The 15,788-nt window shown below is 48.8% G+C and carries 15 protein-coding genes; 8 read left to right on the plus strand and 7 right to left on the minus strand.

The annotated features are described in order from the left end of the window. Positions 1-112: 112 nt before the first annotated feature. Positions 113-1,618, minus strand: coding sequence for a glutamate synthase-related protein (locus L2W48_RS07225; RefSeq protein WP_236099400.1), 1,506 nt, complete (start codon positions 1,616-1,618; stop codon positions 113-115). Positions 1,619-2,218: 600 nt separating this feature from the next. On the opposite strand from L2W48_RS07225, the gene L2W48_RS07230 reads away from it, so the two are divergent. The 7 genes from L2W48_RS07230 (at position 2,219) to L2W48_RS07260 (ending at position 8,827) form a co-directional block, all read left to right on the plus strand. Beyond that, positions 2,219-2,887, plus strand: a complete 669-nt coding sequence (locus tag L2W48_RS07230) for a GntR family transcriptional regulator (protein WP_236099399.1) — start codon at positions 2,219-2,221, stop codon at positions 2,885-2,887. Between the two features lie 83 nt (positions 2,888-2,970). Further along, complete coding sequence (locus L2W48_RS07235; protein WP_236099398.1) at positions 2,971-4,254, plus strand: nickel-dependent lactate racemase family protein; 1,284 nt, start codon at positions 2,971-2,973, stop codon at positions 4,252-4,254. Between the two features lie 76 nt (positions 4,255-4,330). After that, a complete protein-coding gene (locus tag L2W48_RS07240; RefSeq protein ID WP_236099397.1) occupies positions 4,331-5,341 on the plus strand; it encodes a TRAP transporter substrate-binding protein in 1,011 nt (336 codons plus the stop codon). 63 nt (positions 5,342-5,404) lie between these two features. Then, positions 5,405-5,884 carry a TRAP transporter small permease gene (locus tag L2W48_RS07245; RefSeq protein WP_236099396.1) on the plus strand — a complete coding sequence of 160 codons (480 nt, stop codon included), beginning with the start codon at positions 5,405-5,407 and terminating at the stop codon, positions 5,882-5,884. Positions 5,885-5,887: 3 nt separating this feature from the next. Beyond that, the gene (locus L2W48_RS07250) at positions 5,888-7,168 is read left to right on the plus strand and encodes a TRAP transporter large permease (RefSeq protein ID WP_236099395.1); all 1,281 of its coding nucleotides are present in this window, start codon (positions 5,888-5,890) and stop codon (positions 7,166-7,168) included. 32 nt (positions 7,169-7,200) lie between these two features. Further along, entirely contained in the window at positions 7,201-8,412 is a 1,212-nt protein-coding gene (locus L2W48_RS07255; protein WP_236099394.1) for an aconitase X catalytic domain-containing protein, read from the plus strand. Between the two features lies 1 nt (position 8,413). After that, on the plus strand, positions 8,414-8,827 hold the full coding sequence (locus L2W48_RS07260) for an aconitase X swivel domain-containing protein (RefSeq protein ID WP_236099393.1): 414 nt from the start codon (positions 8,414-8,416) through the stop codon (positions 8,825-8,827). 281 nt (positions 8,828-9,108) lie between these two features. Here L2W48_RS07260 and L2W48_RS07265 read toward each other — a convergent pair whose 3' ends face one another. From L2W48_RS07265 to deoC, 6 genes are all read right to left on the minus strand, one after another. Beyond that, on the minus strand, positions 9,109-9,852 hold the full coding sequence (locus tag L2W48_RS07265) for an ABC transporter substrate-binding protein (RefSeq protein ID WP_236099392.1): 744 nt from the start codon (positions 9,850-9,852) through the stop codon (positions 9,109-9,111). A 48-nt stretch (positions 9,853-9,900) separates the two neighbouring features. Continuing rightward, complete coding sequence (locus L2W48_RS07270; protein WP_236099391.1) at positions 9,901-11,241, minus strand: sodium-dependent transporter; 1,341 nt, start codon at positions 11,239-11,241, stop codon at positions 9,901-9,903. 103 nt (positions 11,242-11,344) lie between these two features. Beyond that, the gene (locus L2W48_RS07275) at positions 11,345-11,923 is read right to left on the minus strand and encodes a DNA-3-methyladenine glycosylase I (RefSeq protein ID WP_236114873.1); all 579 of its coding nucleotides are present in this window, start codon (positions 11,921-11,923) and stop codon (positions 11,345-11,347) included. A 92-nt stretch (positions 11,924-12,015) separates the two neighbouring features. After that, on the minus strand, positions 12,016-12,690 hold the full coding sequence (locus L2W48_RS07280; protein WP_236099387.1) for an RraA family protein: 675 nt from the start codon (positions 12,688-12,690) through the stop codon (positions 12,016-12,018). 10 nt (positions 12,691-12,700) lie between these two features. After that, the gene (pepV, locus tag L2W48_RS07285; protein ID WP_236099386.1) at positions 12,701-14,107 is read right to left on the minus strand and encodes a dipeptidase PepV; all 1,407 of its coding nucleotides are present in this window, start codon (positions 14,105-14,107) and stop codon (positions 12,701-12,703) included. An 82-nt stretch (positions 14,108-14,189) separates the two neighbouring features. Beyond that, positions 14,190-14,867: a deoxyribose-phosphate aldolase gene (gene deoC, locus L2W48_RS07290; protein ID WP_236099385.1), complete on the minus strand. Its 678-nt coding sequence runs from the start codon at positions 14,865-14,867 to the stop codon at positions 14,190-14,192. 118 nt (positions 14,868-14,985) lie between these two features. Between deoC and L2W48_RS07295 the strand changes: the two genes are divergently transcribed. Continuing rightward, positions 14,986-15,762, plus strand: coding sequence for an HD domain-containing protein (locus L2W48_RS07295; RefSeq protein WP_236099384.1), 777 nt, complete (start codon positions 14,986-14,988; stop codon positions 15,760-15,762). Positions 15,763-15,788 lie beyond the last annotated feature (26 nt).

The raw sequence follows: 15,788 nt of genomic DNA on the forward strand, positions 1-15,788 counted from the left end.
GTTTGAGGCGACGTCCTGTCACTCCGTCAGTACTAATAGTACTAAACGACGGGAGCTCGAACGGTTTTTATCGAGAGGACTCGCGTTTTTTAGAAGTTACCTAGAGACAAATCTAATCCATTAGATCACTTGCATAGTACGTGAGGGGAATCAGGTCGCTTTTATCCAGATATTTAAGATCAAACTTGCGATTTAAGGCTGCAAAATGTCTCAAACCGCAACCTAGCTTGTTGAGATAGGAGAAAACCCCAACGGCTCCGGTGGAAAAACCATCCGCTTCCTTTCCGTATATTGCCCTCAGGTCCGCCAGATCATGGAACACCTCGTTAACGGTGTTACCGAACTTTTTGAAAAGCTCCGGCGTATTGCCCGCCTTTATATCATCTCCAACTTTTTTTCCAGTCATGGCAGCTGCCATAGAAGCACGACAGACACCGATGCCGCCTATAAATCCATCTCCAAACGCAAGGGACTTGAAAAGCTGATCTTCACTGGCAAAACCACCGGCCATTACCATAGCAGGAAGGATCTTGCCCTGTTTTTCCAGTTTTGAACAGATATCCACGACAGCTTTTTCGAGCAAAATCGTAGGTAGAGACCATTCGTTCATCATCTTTGAAGGGCTGTAACCCGAACCGCCACCAGCACCGTCAAAGGTTATCATGTCCACTCTGTTTTCAATGGCCATGTCGATAACCCGTTCTATATCTGGAAGATCGAATCCAGCCATCTTAAAGTAAACGTTCTTCATACCCATGGCACGAAGCTCGGAAATTCTCTTTGCCATGGACTCTTCCGTCCACATCGGGAGCCTGCCATATGTGTAGAAATTAGGACAGCAACCCTTTTTTCTAAGAGCCAGTATTTCAGGATCGAATGGATCTGGCATGACAAGGCTCCCACTCTCGACTTTTCTCACAGCCTCGTCGTAGTCCTTAAGCCTATTAACCGGCTGAGTCCCCTTTGCACCCTGTCCAAACTTAAACTCCAGGGCCTCAAAGCCGTATTTATCGAGAGCTATCTCGGGAACTCCCATAAGATGGTCGTCTACGTTACACTGAAGCACCATCTGACCGAAACCCCGGTGGTATTTATAATAACTATCGTGAATTTCCTTGAGCATGGGAAACGAAGTAATCTTACCCTTCTCTATTTCAAGCCTGGAGTCCTTATTTCTAGCATCTTCCCCTACCATACAGCTAACGCCTGACATAGCGGCTCCGGCAAAGTAATCTGTCCAGTTCATTTTAACCAGTGCGGGCAAGACGATAGGCAACTCAAGTTTTATTTTATTATCACAACCATATTCGGAGGCCAAGTTAACCTTGAATATCTCAGCATCTCCACAATCGGGATCTAGCCCTACCGCACCGAAGGCCCGACCGTTTATATTAAAATGAGAAAAATCGACAGGGTAATCTTTTTCCGACGCTATTTGGTTAGAACCTGTAGTCGTCGGATAGACAGACAATCTTCCTAAAACAGCGGCCTGAGCAATCTCGCAAGTTCCTGCACATTCATCCGTACATAAAGAACACATCCCAGATTGAGGAGAGATAAACTTACTTCTATTCCTCGCTGCCGTAAAACCGGAACTCAAACTAGGTGAAAAGGACATCACAATACCCCCTATAAAAAACTCTCAACAACGGCCTCCTGAAAATACGCTGCAACACTTCCTATAATACTGCAAAAGAAACAAAATATTTAGGGCTTCCTATACAAGCCACCTGAAGTTGCCTGGCTAAACGCTCGTAGGTATTTGTGGATAGCCAGCTCGGTCAAAGAAGTAGGCCCCCTCTTTTGTCCGATCTGAACTGTGGAGACTCCAAAATAACGAGAGAGCTTCACCAGGATCTTATATTCCTTCAGCGCTGCTAGGATTACCTTGGCCTTGAATTCCGATAAACATCTTTGTCGTTTGTCTGCCATTATGTCCCCTCTCTTTCTGAGACCTATGATACAGCAGCCTGTCCTTCACCTTAACCTAGCAACTTACTCGGTAGGCCATTTTTCCGGGTCCACTATACCATCCAGCCCCCCTGCTGATTTATTTCGAGGCTAAACCAGAGGAGAAACTGAATAGTTACTGTCTTTTCTCAAAATATCGAGTTGACGAATTATAACACACCTTGTATTATGCAGCATAAGCTGCATTGCAACTTATCAACCTGACAAAGCAACGCATGAAAGGAGAGCGCCTCTGGCACAGAATCGTATGGCAAGTTTTATAAAAAAACCAAAAAACAACATTAGATTAGCTGATCAAGCCGCAGATCGAATCAGAGAAATGATAATTTCTGAGGAACTTCCGATGGGTGAGCCTATAGCAGAAATTCCGCTCTCAAATGCATTCGGTATGAGCAGAACTCCTATTAGAGAGGCTATTTCTCAACTGGAGCAAGAAGGGCTTTTAAAGACCATTCCAGGACGAGGAGCCTTCGTAGCAGAGATAACCATCCAGGATATACATGAGATAAACGAACTTAGAAGAGTCCTAGAACCTCTAGCAATTGAGTCCGCCATAGAGGAAATTACTGACCAGGAAATATGTCAACAGCACAAAATTTGGCTAAATTTCAAACATCAATATGACAAAACAGATAAATGTCCGAAGAGCGACCTTCTTGCTATAGAGGACCATAAATTACACGAGTTATTCTCCAAAAAATGCAAAAACAAGCGCCTCAGAAACTTCTTGAACATTTTAAGAATCCAGACCTTAAGATACATGTCTGCCTACTGGAGCACAGAGGAATATGTAAACGAGATAATAGATCAACATATCGAAATACTGGAAAGCCTCAAGTCAAGAGACCTTGAAAGAGCTCAGAAGGCCATCAAAAAGCATATCAAGTTCAACAGGAAATTTTATTCTTTTAATTAAAAGAGAATTTTGGATATTGTTTTGTGTACACCATAATACAGGGTGCATAATATTTGAGCCTTATGCACCTAGAAGGAGGAACCATGACGGAACAACTACCATATGGAGAACTAGAGATAACCTTTGACGTATCGCCTGATAAAGTCATATTTAGAGGAGACATGACAAAAGCAACGCCCTTAAAAGACCTAAAAAAAGAACTGCTAATGAAACTTAACCACCCCACAGGAACACCTCCTCTTTATAGCCTTATCAGAGGCAAAGAAAATATCGTCATATTGATTGAGGACAACACCAGGAACACTCCACTGAAGGAAATCCTCCCGGTCCTGTTAAACTATCTCCTCAATCACGGGCAGAAAAAGGAAAATATATCTTTTCTCACTGCTCCAGGAACTCATCGAAGGATGACAGATGAAGAAATACTGGAAAAGGTTGGGCCTGAAATAGTATCTAGCTACTCTATATATCAGCACGATGCAACAAGGCCGGAGGAGATGGTCATGCTTGAACCAGCATCGATTGAGGGTTACGAAATACCGATAGAGGTCAATAAAAAAGCCATAGAAGCAGATTTCCTCATAGGTATAGGCAACATCGTCCCCCATTCAGACGCAGGATTCTCAGGTGGGGGAAAGATTGTCCAACCAGGTATATGTGGTTTCTCCTCTACATCAGCAACTCATGCATCATCGGCTTTGTCGGGAACTATACCTCTAGGAATGATGGATAACCCCTGCAGAAAGGGTATCGAAGAGGTTGCCAGAAAGGTAGGCCTTTCCTTTATTGTTAACACGGTGAAGAGCAACGATGATGCAGTAATAGCCATAGTCACAGGTGACCTGGTAAAAGCCCACAGAGAAGGGGCTAAGATCGCACAAAAAGCCTTCTCCGTAGCTATTCCAGAATTAGCCGATATTTTAGTAATAAGCTCTTCTCCATGTGACATTGACTACTGGCAGGCAAATAAAGCCATCAGTACATCTTATTTTGCCGTAAAAAAAGGGGGGATTGTGATCTTCGTGTCCCCCTGCACGGAAGGACTTGCCTTCAACCATCCGAAGTTTAGAGATTGGCTGTCGATGCCGCTTAATAAGATCATTTCGTCTATAAAGGAAACCAATCCCAACGATAAAGAAGCAGATCTCATCTCGGCAGTTTTGGCAGCATGCAACTCAAGGGTAAGAGAAAAAGTCTCGTCTATCTTCTCTGTAACTAAAGGTTTAACGAAAGAAGACTTACTAGCTCTTGGATACGAGAACTTTAATACGCTTGAGGAAGCATTAGAAGAGGCAATGAGACGAATTCCTGATGGGAAAATCGGGATTATATCCAAAGGGGGGATAGCTCTTCCAGTTAAAAAATAGAGAGGATACATGATAAGACAGACGTCGCCATGGAGCAAGATTTAATCATTTTACAGAAAAAGGCAGGGGGATTTCTATGTTCAGCAAGAAGAATATCGTAAAGTTCCTAAGTACAGTAGCTCTTACAGCTGTTATGACAACATCAGCTTTTGCTGCAAAACCGAAATTCGTCTTTAAGTTCGGAACAATAGTACCTGGCACCCATGCCGACTGTATCGCCGCAAATAAAGTCTTCAAAAAAAGCCTGGAGGAAGGATCTAACGGAAGAATCAAGTTTGAGCTCTACCCCAACGCACAACTGGGAGGAGACAGGGAAATGGTCGAGGCATGTCAATTAGGAGTACTCGATGGCTGCCTTCCCGCTGGATCTACACTCGTAGGTTTTGACAAGAGGTTCCAGATGTTGGCATTACCTTACCTCTTCAGAGATAGAGAGACTGCCTTTAAATCCCTAGACGGAAAAGTAGGACAGACCCTTAACAGCCACCTCCCAGAGATAGGTCTTGTCGGCCTGGGTTTCACAGAAAACGGATTTCGTCACGTCAGCAACAACAGAGGACCTATTAACACACCAGAGGATATGAAGGGCATCAAACTCCGTACCATGGAGAACCCAATGCACCTGGCCTACTTCAAAGCAATTGGTGCTAATCCTACACCTATGGCATGGGGGGAACTTTACACAGCACTACAACAGGGCGTCGTAGACGGAGAGGAAAACCCCGCAGCATTGGTCAACGAAGCCAGATTCTACGAAGTTCAGAAGTACTATTCAAAAACCGGCCATGTATTCTCAGCCTGTGACATCATCGTCAGCAAGGTCTTCTTCGACAGTCTTCCTGAAGACCTCCAGAAAGTTCTCATCGAAAGCGCAAAGAAATATGCTGCCGCCCAAAGAAAAGAGATCATCAAACAAGAAAGAGAGAGTTTCGAAGCTCTGAAGGAGAATGGAATGATCCTAAACGAAATCTCTCCAGAGAACAGAGAGAAATTTGCCGAACTTGCTGCACCTCTCTACTCTCAATTCAAGGAAGAGATCGGAGACGAGCTTTACCAGATGGCTATGGAGCTTCAGAAAAATAACTAGTAGGTTTTCTTGATAAATCGGGCAGGAAAAAATTTCCTGCCCGACATAACAGGGGGGGTCCACATGTGGAAAGAAATTTTTGACGATATAGAGGAAAAATTCCTCGTATGGACGATTGCGATAAGCGTTCTCCTCACATTTTCTCAGGTCATAATGAGATATGCCTTTCACAATTCTCTATCCTGGAGCGAAGAACTCTCTCGCTATCTCTTCCTTTGGTACTCATGGATAGGAGCCAGTTACTGCGTCAAGGAGAAGGCACATCTCAGGGTGGGAATATTGACGGATAAATTATTGGGAAGAAAAAAGGCATTTTTTGAGATAGTTATACTCCTAGTCTGGATAGTTTTTTCTATCTTTCTGGCATGGCAAGGGGGAGTGCTGACTGGATTTCTTATAAAGAGAGGCCAGTTATCAGCTGCTATGAGAATTCCTATGAGCATAGCCTATTCCTCAGTGCCAGTAGGCTGTTTTCTAATGGCACTGAGACTTATCTTTGAACTGCCGCCTCATTTTAAAAAGCTGTTTGGGAAGGAAGTGTAAAAGATGGAAGCTGTTCTCCTTTTCTCCGTTCTCATTCTCCTTATAGTGACAAGCGTCCCGATCGGGATAGCTCTGGGGATAGCTACATCGGTCTGTCTTTACTTCACGACTCACATTCCTATGGTCATGATCGCTCAAAAAGCGTTCACCGGCCTCGATTCCTTCCCTCTTCTGGCAATCCCATTCTTCATTCTCGCAGGCTCGCTAATGTGCAACGGAGGTATCTCCAGGAGACTCATCGAGTTTGCAGAATGCCTTGTTGGCTTCATAGTGGGAGGTCTGGCGATGGTGACAGTTCTGGCCTGTATGTTCTTCGCTGCCATATCAGGCTCAGGGCCTGCTACTGTCTCCGCCATAGGGACATTTATGATACCCGCGATGAAAGAGAGGGGCTACGGTGGTGGTTTTGCAGCAGCTCTCACGGCTACAGCAGGAACGATCGGAGTAATAATTCCTCCAAGTATTCCTTTTGTCATCTACTGTGTCGTAGCACAGACATCCATAGGGGACATGTTCATCGCGGGCATCGTGCCAGGAGTCATAATCGGCCTGTCTCTCATGGGGACCTGTTATTACATAGCAAGGAAAAGAAACTATATCAGCTACACAAAACCACCAACTGCCAAAATTGTAGTACATCGTTTTAAAGAGGCTATATGGGCTCTCATCGTTCCAGTAATCATACTAGGTGGAATCTATGGAGGTATATTCACCCCAACGGAAGCAGCAGTCGTTGCAGTAGTCTACTCTGCTCTAATAGGAAAGTTCGTATACAAAGAGCTGGACAAGGCAGCACTTTACGATTCTTTAAAACAGACTGCCATAATAAACGGTTCTCTTGAATTCATGATCGGTCTTTCAATTGCCTTCGGAAACTATCTGGCTATGGCGAGAATTCCCGAGATGATGGCTGGTTGGCTTATGTCTCTCTCAAATTCTCCCATTGTGATAATGATCCTTATAAACATTTTCCTGTTGGTGATTGGGTGTTTCGTGGACAACATCGCAGCTGTAATCATACTTACGCCTATTCTCCTCCCAATCGTGCAGGGGATCGGGATAGACCCCATACATTTTGGTTTGATCATAACGTTCAACTTGGCAATAGGCTTCATAACGCCGCCTTATGGAATAAACCTCTTCGTAGCGTCTTCCATATCGGGAGAATCGATAGAAGTCATATCCAGAAACATTATGCCTTTCATCTTTTCCATGATCGTTTGTCTGTTGCTCTTTACCTTCTGTCCTGCCTTCACGGTCGGAGTGGTAAATCTATTTGGATAGACACATAAAAACAACGCAAGGGAGCTGTATCTATGAAAATAACTAAAGAAGAACAGGAAATCCTTCAAGGTAAACTGGGCGAGGGAATGCAAAAAGCCTTGGAACTCCAGGTAGCGCTAGGGGAAGCCTTCGACGCAGAAAGATTTGTAGATGTATCTAGAACACATGTGGCCCTCAGTGGTCAAGAGGGAGATACCTATTGGTGCGAACTGCTGGTCAAGGGAGGCGCAAAATGCAAAGTCCCTTGCACCACAAACCCAGCATGGGACACCAAAACATTAACACAGTATTATGGAGTGACTCAAGATGAACTTGAACTAGTCAAGAGGACGTACGACGTATATACAAAGATCGGAGCCGTCATGTCTCTAAGCTGCACTCCAGAGCTTCAGCAGAATGTACCGGCCTTCGGCGAGGTAGTTGCCTTCTCCGAGTCAAGCTGTACTCCCTATGTCAACTCCGTATTAGGAGCCAGGTCGAACAGAGAATCATCGGTAAGCGCTCTCGCAGCAGCAGTAACAGGGAAGACGCCTCTTTACGGTCTCATGTTCGACGAAAACAGGAGAGGCACCATGGTCATAGAAGTTGAAGAAGCTCCTAAAGACGCCTATGACTGGGGACTTCTCGGATACAACGCTGGAAGGATCATAGAAAAGGATGTACCAGTATTCGTATTCAAGAAGATCGACGGAAGACCTACACCAGAGTCTCTACTCTACTTTGGAGCAGAGCTGAACACATCAGGTGCAGTTCCTATGTATCACATAGTGGGAGTAACACCTGAAGCTCCAGACCTTGAGAGTGCCCTAAGAGGCAACAAACCGACCAGAACCGCTTACATCTCCAACGAAGACATCAGAGAAGAGGAGAAAAAGATCTCTGAGGAAGGCGGAAAGATAAACCTTGTCATGTTAGGATGCCCACACTACACGCTGGACCAGGTTATGGAGCTAGAGAGACTTATGGACAACAGAAAGTCCTCTGTCCCATTCTGGGTTCTCGTATCCGAAGCCACTCTTTCACTTGCCAAGAGGAATGAATCGTTCTACAGACTGGCAGAGTGTGGAGTAAATCTCGTAGCCGAGACCTGCATTGACGAGCCTTGCTTTAAGAGTTTCGAAGGAGGACTAGGCCTTACAGACTCTCCCAAGTGTGCCTACTACAGAGAGAGACGGGGACAGCCTTTCGTATTGAGACGCCTGTCAGAATGTGTAGAGGGAGCAATCAAAGGAGAGGTGAAATAAGATGGAACAGGCCTACAAATGTAGAAAAATTTTAAAAGGTAAAGGAGAAGGAGAAGCTATAGTATCGACAGATCCTATCTGTTTTTACCTCTGTGATCCCAAGACTGGAAAGGTCATAGAAAAAGGACACTCCATAACAGGCAAGACCGTTGCAGGCAAGGTGCTCGTAGTAAAATCAGGCAAGGGCAGCTCTGTCGTAATGGTAGATGGTCTTTATCAACTCAAGATGCAGGATAACCTCCCAGCAGCTATAATAGTCCGAGACATTGAACCGGTTCTGGTCTCATGCGCAGCAGTAGTAGGAGTTCCAGTCGTAGACAGACTCGAGATCAATCCCTATGAGGCTATCAAGGACGGAGATAAGGTAATCGTAGACGCAGATAATTGCACAGTAACGGTAAAAAGAGTAGACTAAATAGATATATGAGTTCCAGAAATATAAAGGTAACTCTGCGGAAAAATAAGGCAGCTATAAAAATCCCTATGTCCAATCTATAATCTACAGACAGGAGGTCTTTGAGGGAGCCTCTATCAACCCCATATTTAGCAGTCTGCGCAGACAAAAAAGCCTCTCATCGGAGAGATTTGATTGTTTTGGAGGAATCCCGTTCGAGACCTTATTCCCTAACCGCCATCATATGTACGAAAGGGGCGACAGGATGTCGCCCCTTTCGTACAGGAGAGCACCGGCGTCTCTCAACGAAACCATTTATCGTATAGGATCCTCCGGGCCTCAACCACCACGGAATCGACTACCTTCCTCAGAGCCTCCTCCCCTTTGGGAAGCACCACCCCGTATCTCTCGGTAGTAACCATTCCCTCGAGAGCGATCAATCCGTCGTATTTATCAGCCGCAGCGATCACTATGGTGGCATCGGAGAGAGCACCGTCGACACTCCCTGCCCTCAGGGCATCGACGGTCTCCTGAGGACTATCCATGACCACGGTCTGGGCAGCCAGATCCCTCTTGGCCGTCTCATAGCCGGTGGAACCGGCCATCACCGCGATAGTCTTCCCCTCCAGATCGAGAGGGGTCTCATAACCGTCACCCTCTCTGACCAAAAGCTTCTGCCCCGTGTAGAAATACCAGTCCGAGAAATCGCAGGCTCTGGCTCGACTCTGCCTTATGGTTATGCTGGCGATCGCCATATCGTAACGACTCCAGGGATAACGGCTGTACCAGGCCAGGGCTATCAGACCATCCCATGGAACCCTCACGAAGCGAACGTCCACCCCGATCTCCTTTGCTATCATACTGCCCAGGTCGACGTCGAAACCGACGAGATCACCATCCTCGACGAAGAAAAACGGCTCGTTCTCGAAATCGCCGACAGCCACAACCATCTCGCCTCGTTTTACTATGTCGTCCAGTCTATCTCCGGCCCAAGCACAGGAGGCGGAGAGAAAAACCGTCAAGAAAACCGAGGATATAAACTTCATAGAGACACTCGTTTTGAACATATTGAACATCGCCGATATCCCTCCCTACTACCATTTAAGCCCGGCTATGAAGATAACCAGAATACATATCGGAGCCACGAAACGGAGAATGAAAAGCCAGACCTTCTTTCCTCCAAACGGCCTGGTTCCTTCGTTGGTGATGCCTTCTTCCGCGACTGAGGGGACGACCCAACCGAGAAACACGGAGATGAGAAAGCCGACGATCGGCATTATCAGATTGGAGGCGAAAAAATCGGCTGCGTCCAAAAATGAAAGCCCAAAAACGTTTATCCTAACCGCCCCCTGAGACAGGGCGGAAGGGATTCCGACCAAAGTTATGAGACATCCCAAAAAGATCGTCGCCCTTCGCCTCGCCCAACCTAGACTGTCTATGAGATAGGAAACAGCCACCTCGAGAAGAGACACCGACGAGGTCAGGGCCGCGAAGAAAAACAAGACGAAGAATGACGCCGACCAAAGCACTCCTCCTGGCATCCTGGAGAAGACCACCGGCAAGGTTATGAAGGTCAGGCCAGCCCCGGCCCCTGGCTCCATTCCGAAGGCGAAGAGAGAGGGAAATATTATCAGACCGGCCATCAGGGAGATCAGAAAGGTGAGGAAGCAAATCTGGAGGCTGGACTTGGGAATATCCGAATCCTCAGGAAGGTAGCTGCCGTAGATTATCATGGCCCCGATACCGAGTGAGAGCGAGAAAAAAGCCTGTCCGAGAGCGGAAAGGAAGACCTCGCCGGTAACCTTGCTGAAGTCGGGCTTTAGAAAAAAGGCGACCCCCTCCATGGCTCCCGGCAGGGTAACCGACCTCCCTATCAAAAGCAGCATCAGGACGAACAAGGCCGGCATACAAAAGGTACAGAGCCTCTCGATACCTCCGCTGACCCCTCTAAAAACGACGAACACGGTTGCCCCCATGAAAAGACACTGAAAAAAGACCATCTGAGTCCCGCTGGATATGAAATCCTGGAAGACCCTAGCTACCTCACCGGCACCGGTGACCTCCATAAGCCCGAAAAAGGACTTGAATATATAGGCTATGGTCCATCCTCCTATGACACCGTAGTAGGATAATATGACGAAAGCCGCCACGACCCCCCCCCAACCGACCAGCGACCACCTCCGTCCGCCCAGTTTCCCGAAGGAACCTACGGCGTTCAGCTTTCCCTTTTTACCTATGACTATCTCCGCCATCATCAGGGAGATCCCGATCGAAAAGACGAGGACGAGATAGACCGCCACGAAAGCGGCTCCTCCCGATTGCCCCGCGATATAGGGAAACCTCCAGATACTTCCCAACCCTATGGCGGAACCTGCGGCCGCAAGAATGAAACCTATTTTACTGCTCCATTCGCCCCTGGACGATTCATCCTTCACGATAACGCCTCCTTATGATAGAAATTTAGTCAGACTACTCACACAAGGAGTGTATCATAACTCACAAAGCAATAAAAAAGACTAAAAATAAAGAATGTACGGTTTATTGCATCTTGGAACATTCATCATGTCGAAAGCAACCCACCAGATGGTCGTTGACCAAGCCTGCCGACTGGATCAGGGAATAGATTATGACGGGACCTACGAAGCGAAATCCCTTCTTTTTCATGTCCATGGAGATCCTCCTGGACAGATCCGTCTCCGGCGGGACCTGTGAGATAGACTTCCATCGGTTCACTATAGTTTTTCCGTCGACGAAACCCCATAGATACTCGGAGAAGCTCCCCTCTCTTTCCTGCAAATCCAGAAAAACCCTGGCGTTTTCCACGACCGATCGAACCTTTAGCCTATTTCTTATTATCCCTTGATCCGTCAGGATCTCGTCTATCCGTCGCTGGTCGTAACGGGCCACCGCCCCAGGATCAAACCGATCGAAAACCCTGCGGTACGCCTCCCTTTTTTTGAGAACCGTTATCCAGCTGAGACCGGCCTGAGCTCCCTCAAGACAGAGAAGCTCGAAAAGCGCCCTGTCATCTTTCAGGGGCACACCCCATTCTCTGTCGTGATAATCGACGTAGAGGGGATCTTCCCCGCACCATGGACACCGGAAGATATTGTTCACTAAATTCGTCCTCCTGACTAAAATCCAAGACTGAAATAACAGAGTGGAGGTTCCCCTTAGGGGAACCTCCACTCTGTTATTATATCGCAAGCTCACATTATCCCGTATTTTTTAAAGGCCTCTACGGTGGACATTCCCTCGGAAATCTCCCTGGCAACGATGTCCTCGCCTCTGGATTTCTCCAGGGCCCTCTCCAGGACCTCGTTCTCGACGGACCTCGGTATTATGACCACTCCTCCGTCGTCGCCGAACACCAGGTCGCCGGGCTCGACCGTCACACCGTTGGAAAAACGGATGGGACAACGATAATCCACGGCTCGCCCTCTCTGACCCTGATCCTGAGCGTAGCTTCCTCTAGAGAAGACCGGCAGCCCCCGCTCCAATACCTGGGAGGTATCCCGGCTGTAGCCGTCCACAACTGCACCGGCGGCCTTAAGATAGCTGGCTCTCATGGTCATCAAACCGCCCCATAAGGCATAAGAAGGGGACGATCCGGTACAGAGATATACCTCTCCCTCCTCGAGGCTGTCCAGCGCCTCGAAGATCAGTCCGAAAGGCTCGTCCCTGTCTTTATGCCCCACCCTGGTTCCACAGCAATCGGCCTCCAATACTGGCATGGCTCGACCGATTATCACCATTCCCTCCTTCAAGGGACGGATCCAGGGAGGCAGAAACTGACATGTACGGCCCATGGCATCCATGACGTCTCCGCAGAGAGCGGTGAAAAGCTCTTTCCTCACGATCCCGAAAAGCTCGGAATCAGTCATTACGGCGCCTCTAATCCTCGGCCAGAGATACTATGGCGGCGGCCATTATCTTGGTGCTGGTCATCATGTTGTCGATGCTCCAGCACTCGTCGGCCTCGTGTATGTTGGATGGCTCGCCAGGAAGGGTCGGGCCGAAGGCCAATACGTTCGGCATGGCCTTGGCGTAGGTTCCTCCTCCGATGGACATGGGTTTGTCGTCCATCCGGCCGGTCTCTCTGCGATAGACCTCCATCAGTTTGACCACCAGCTCGGAGTCCTCCGGCATATAGAGAGGCTCGTCCTTTCTCATGGACAGGATCTCGAATCCCGCATCGGAGAAGGTCTTCTCTAGAATCTTCACCATGTCCTCGGTACGGTAGCTCACGGGGAACCTCGGGTTCAGGCTGAAGACTACCCTGTCTCCATCGGTCTTCATGGTGCCCCAGCAGAGCGAGGTGTATCTGGACACGTCGTCGTAGACGCAGACTCCCAGGCTCTCTCCGTGACAGTCGATTCCCACGTAGCGATCCAAGGCGGCCAGGGTACGCCCCTGCTCACCGGTAACACCAAGAGTGAGCAGGACCTTGACAAGCCAGGCCACTGCGTTGACTCCCTGCTCCGGAAGACTACCGTGGGCAGGAACTCCCTCCATGGACAGCAGGAAACGGCCCTCCCCCTTATCCTCCAAAGACAGTTTTGCCCTCTCCGGGCCATGCCAGTTCGATACGGTGTACTTGACCCTTTCGGCCATATCGGACTTCACGAAGATCTCCGCCTTGGCAATCGAAGGCACCGAGTTAGGCGCCACGCCTCCGTCGAAGGAAACCACCTGAACATCTCCGTCGGCCTTGAAGGGGGCGGACAACCTGGCTATGACGATACCTTTTTCTCCGTTTATCAGAGGGTACTCCGCATCGGGGGTAAAGCCCGCGACGGGGAGATCCTGTCCTGCCTCTACGTAACGGGCTACGGCCTTGCTGCCGCTTTCCTCGTTCGTTCCGATCAGGATCCTAACCCGTTTTTTGAGAGGAATCTCGAGGTCTTTTATGGCCTTTAAAGCGTAGAGAGCACAGATCACCGGCCCCTTATCGTCCATGACTCCTCGGCCGTAGAGTTTGCCGTCCTCTATTTTGCCTTCGTAGGGATCGCAGCTCCAGCCGTCTCCCTCGGGGACCACGTCGACGTGACCGAGGATGGCCACCATATCGGCATCGGGATCTCCGAACTCGGCCCAACCGACCATATCCTCGAAGACACCGGTTTCGAAACCGAGGCGACCGGCTATCTGAACGAAGTTATCCATCGCAGCTTTAGGTCCGGGGCCGAAGGGAGCTCCCGGCTCGGCGGGACCTTCCACGCTTTTGACCGCTACGTTTTCCCTGATGGCCGCTACGATATCGTCCTTCATGGCATCGATGCTCTGTCTAAGTCGTTCCACGTCTCTACCTCCTAAAATGTTTCGATAAAATTCACCGAATTCTATTATAGGGGATATCCGACTAGACCGGGATAACACTTGTTTACAAAACCGGGCAGGTCTCCTTGATTATGGAGAGTCCAGAACTGGTTCCGAAAACGTCTCCTCCGACCACGACGAACCTCTCCAAGTCGGCCATGGACCGTACCCCTCCGGAGACCTTTATCCTCTTCTCGCCCATCATGGTCTCCGCCAAAATCCTTACATGGTCCTCCGTGGTGGGGCTTCCGCAGAAACCGGAAGAGGTTTTGACGTAGTCCAACCCATCGACGCCGGCGCAGATACGGCCGATTTTGCGTATCTCATATTCGGATAAAAGAGGGGTCTCGACTATAAGCTTGAAGACCCTGTCCGAAAGCCTATCGGACAGACTCCTTATCTCGCTTTCCACGTAGTCCCACATGCCGGATTTCAAGGCCGACAGGTTCAGCACCACGTCGAAATCGGTCACCCCTGGCCCTATTTTCATATAATGATCTATCTCGGTCAACTTCACCCCAAGAGGATGATACCCCAAGGGGAAGCCTACCACGACGGATACCCCGGTTTCGCTATTCTCCGTCATGGAGACGGCATGGGCTACCATCCAGGGGGGGACCACCACCGTACGGAAACGGGCCTCCACCGACCGGGAGATGAACTCCTCTACCTCGACCACCGACACATCCTGACGGAGAAGGGTGTTATCTATCGTTCTGCAAAGATCCCGCAATGAATCCAAGACATCGACCTCCTTTTATCATCGGATACATAATATCCCTTCCTCCGAAGGGAGGACAGGGACGAGGGTACCGTTATGGAGAGTATAATGGCTCATGAATCGGAAAGGAGAGATAATTTTGAGGTTGAAAGAAATAGACGAAATACGCCGCTGGTTCGACGACTACGTGGCTTCTTTCTACAGCACCTGCGGAAGACTTCATCAACTGGAATTGAAGGAAAGGCACAGCCACAGGGTCGCGGAAAACGCCGGACTCCTGGCGGACGAACTCGGATGGGATGAATCGGCCAGACACCTGGCGGTCGCGGCCGGCCTCCTCCACGACCTAGGCCGATTCCCTCAGTATAGGGACTACGGCACCTTCTACGACTTCAGATCTCTGGATCACGGAGACAGAGGAGAGAGGGTTTTCAGAGAGGATTTCCCCGGGGACATTATCGACCCTATCGAACTGGAGCTTATCGCCTTCACGACGAGAGAACATAACAAGAAGGATCTTCCGGTAGGACGCACAGAGAAAGAGATGGAACTTCTGAAACTAATAAAAGACAGCGACAGGATAGACATCTTCCGGGTGGTCCGAGAGCACATCAAAAGAGGGGAGACCGACTCCATATACCCAGGGATAGGACCGGAAGGGCAATTCACCCCAGCGGTGCTGGACGAATTGAGACGTTATGGCAAGGCCCGCTACGACCAGTTAAGGACTCTGTCGGACGTGCTGCTGTTTCAGCTCTGCTGGATCAAGGACATGGCTCATCCTCAATCGGTAGAGCTCCTAAGGGACAGAGGAGACCTAGAGTGGATTTTAGACCGTCTGCCGGAGAATTCCACCGCCGCCGAAATCCTGGGATCCCTGAAGGGGTCCATGCTGCCATCGCAGACCTGCCGATGATGTTGACAGCTCGTCCATTCTTATAG

This window comes from Dethiosulfovibrio russensis (assembly GCF_021568855.1).
GTDB classification, from domain to species: domain Bacteria; phylum Synergistota; class Synergistia; order Synergistales; family Dethiosulfovibrionaceae; genus Dethiosulfovibrio; species Dethiosulfovibrio russensis.

What these genes read in the sequence shown, in the direction of transcription:
- L2W48_RS07225 (WP_236099400.1), bottom strand. Translation starts at nt 1,618, where the DNA reads ATGTCCTTTTCACCTAGTTTGAGTTCCGGTTTTACGGCAGCGAGGAAT.
- L2W48_RS07230 (WP_236099399.1), top strand. Translation starts at nt 2,219, where the DNA reads ATGGCAAGTTTTATAAAAAAACCAAAAAACAACATTAGATTAGCTGAT.
- L2W48_RS07240 (WP_236099397.1), top strand. Translation starts at nt 4,331, where the DNA reads ATGTTCAGCAAGAAGAATATCGTAAAGTTCCTAAGTACAGTAGCTCTT.
- L2W48_RS07265 (WP_236099392.1), bottom strand. Translation starts at nt 9,852, where the DNA reads ATGAAGTTTATATCCTCGGTTTTCTTGACGGTTTTTCTCTCCGCCTCC.
- L2W48_RS07235 (WP_236099398.1), top strand. Translation starts at nt 2,971, where the DNA reads ATGACGGAACAACTACCATATGGAGAACTAGAGATAACCTTTGACGTA.
- L2W48_RS07280 (WP_236099387.1), bottom strand. Translation starts at nt 12,690, where the DNA reads ATGACTGATTCCGAGCTTTTCGGGATCGTGAGGAAAGAGCTTTTCACC.
- L2W48_RS07245 (WP_236099396.1), top strand. Translation starts at nt 5,405, where the DNA reads ATGTGGAAAGAAATTTTTGACGATATAGAGGAAAAATTCCTCGTATGG.
- L2W48_RS07250 (WP_236099395.1), top strand. Translation starts at nt 5,888, where the DNA reads ATGGAAGCTGTTCTCCTTTTCTCCGTTCTCATTCTCCTTATAGTGACA.
- L2W48_RS07255 (WP_236099394.1), top strand. Translation starts at nt 7,201, where the DNA reads ATGAAAATAACTAAAGAAGAACAGGAAATCCTTCAAGGTAAACTGGGC.
- L2W48_RS07260 (WP_236099393.1), top strand. Translation starts at nt 8,414, where the DNA reads ATGGAACAGGCCTACAAATGTAGAAAAATTTTAAAAGGTAAAGGAGAA.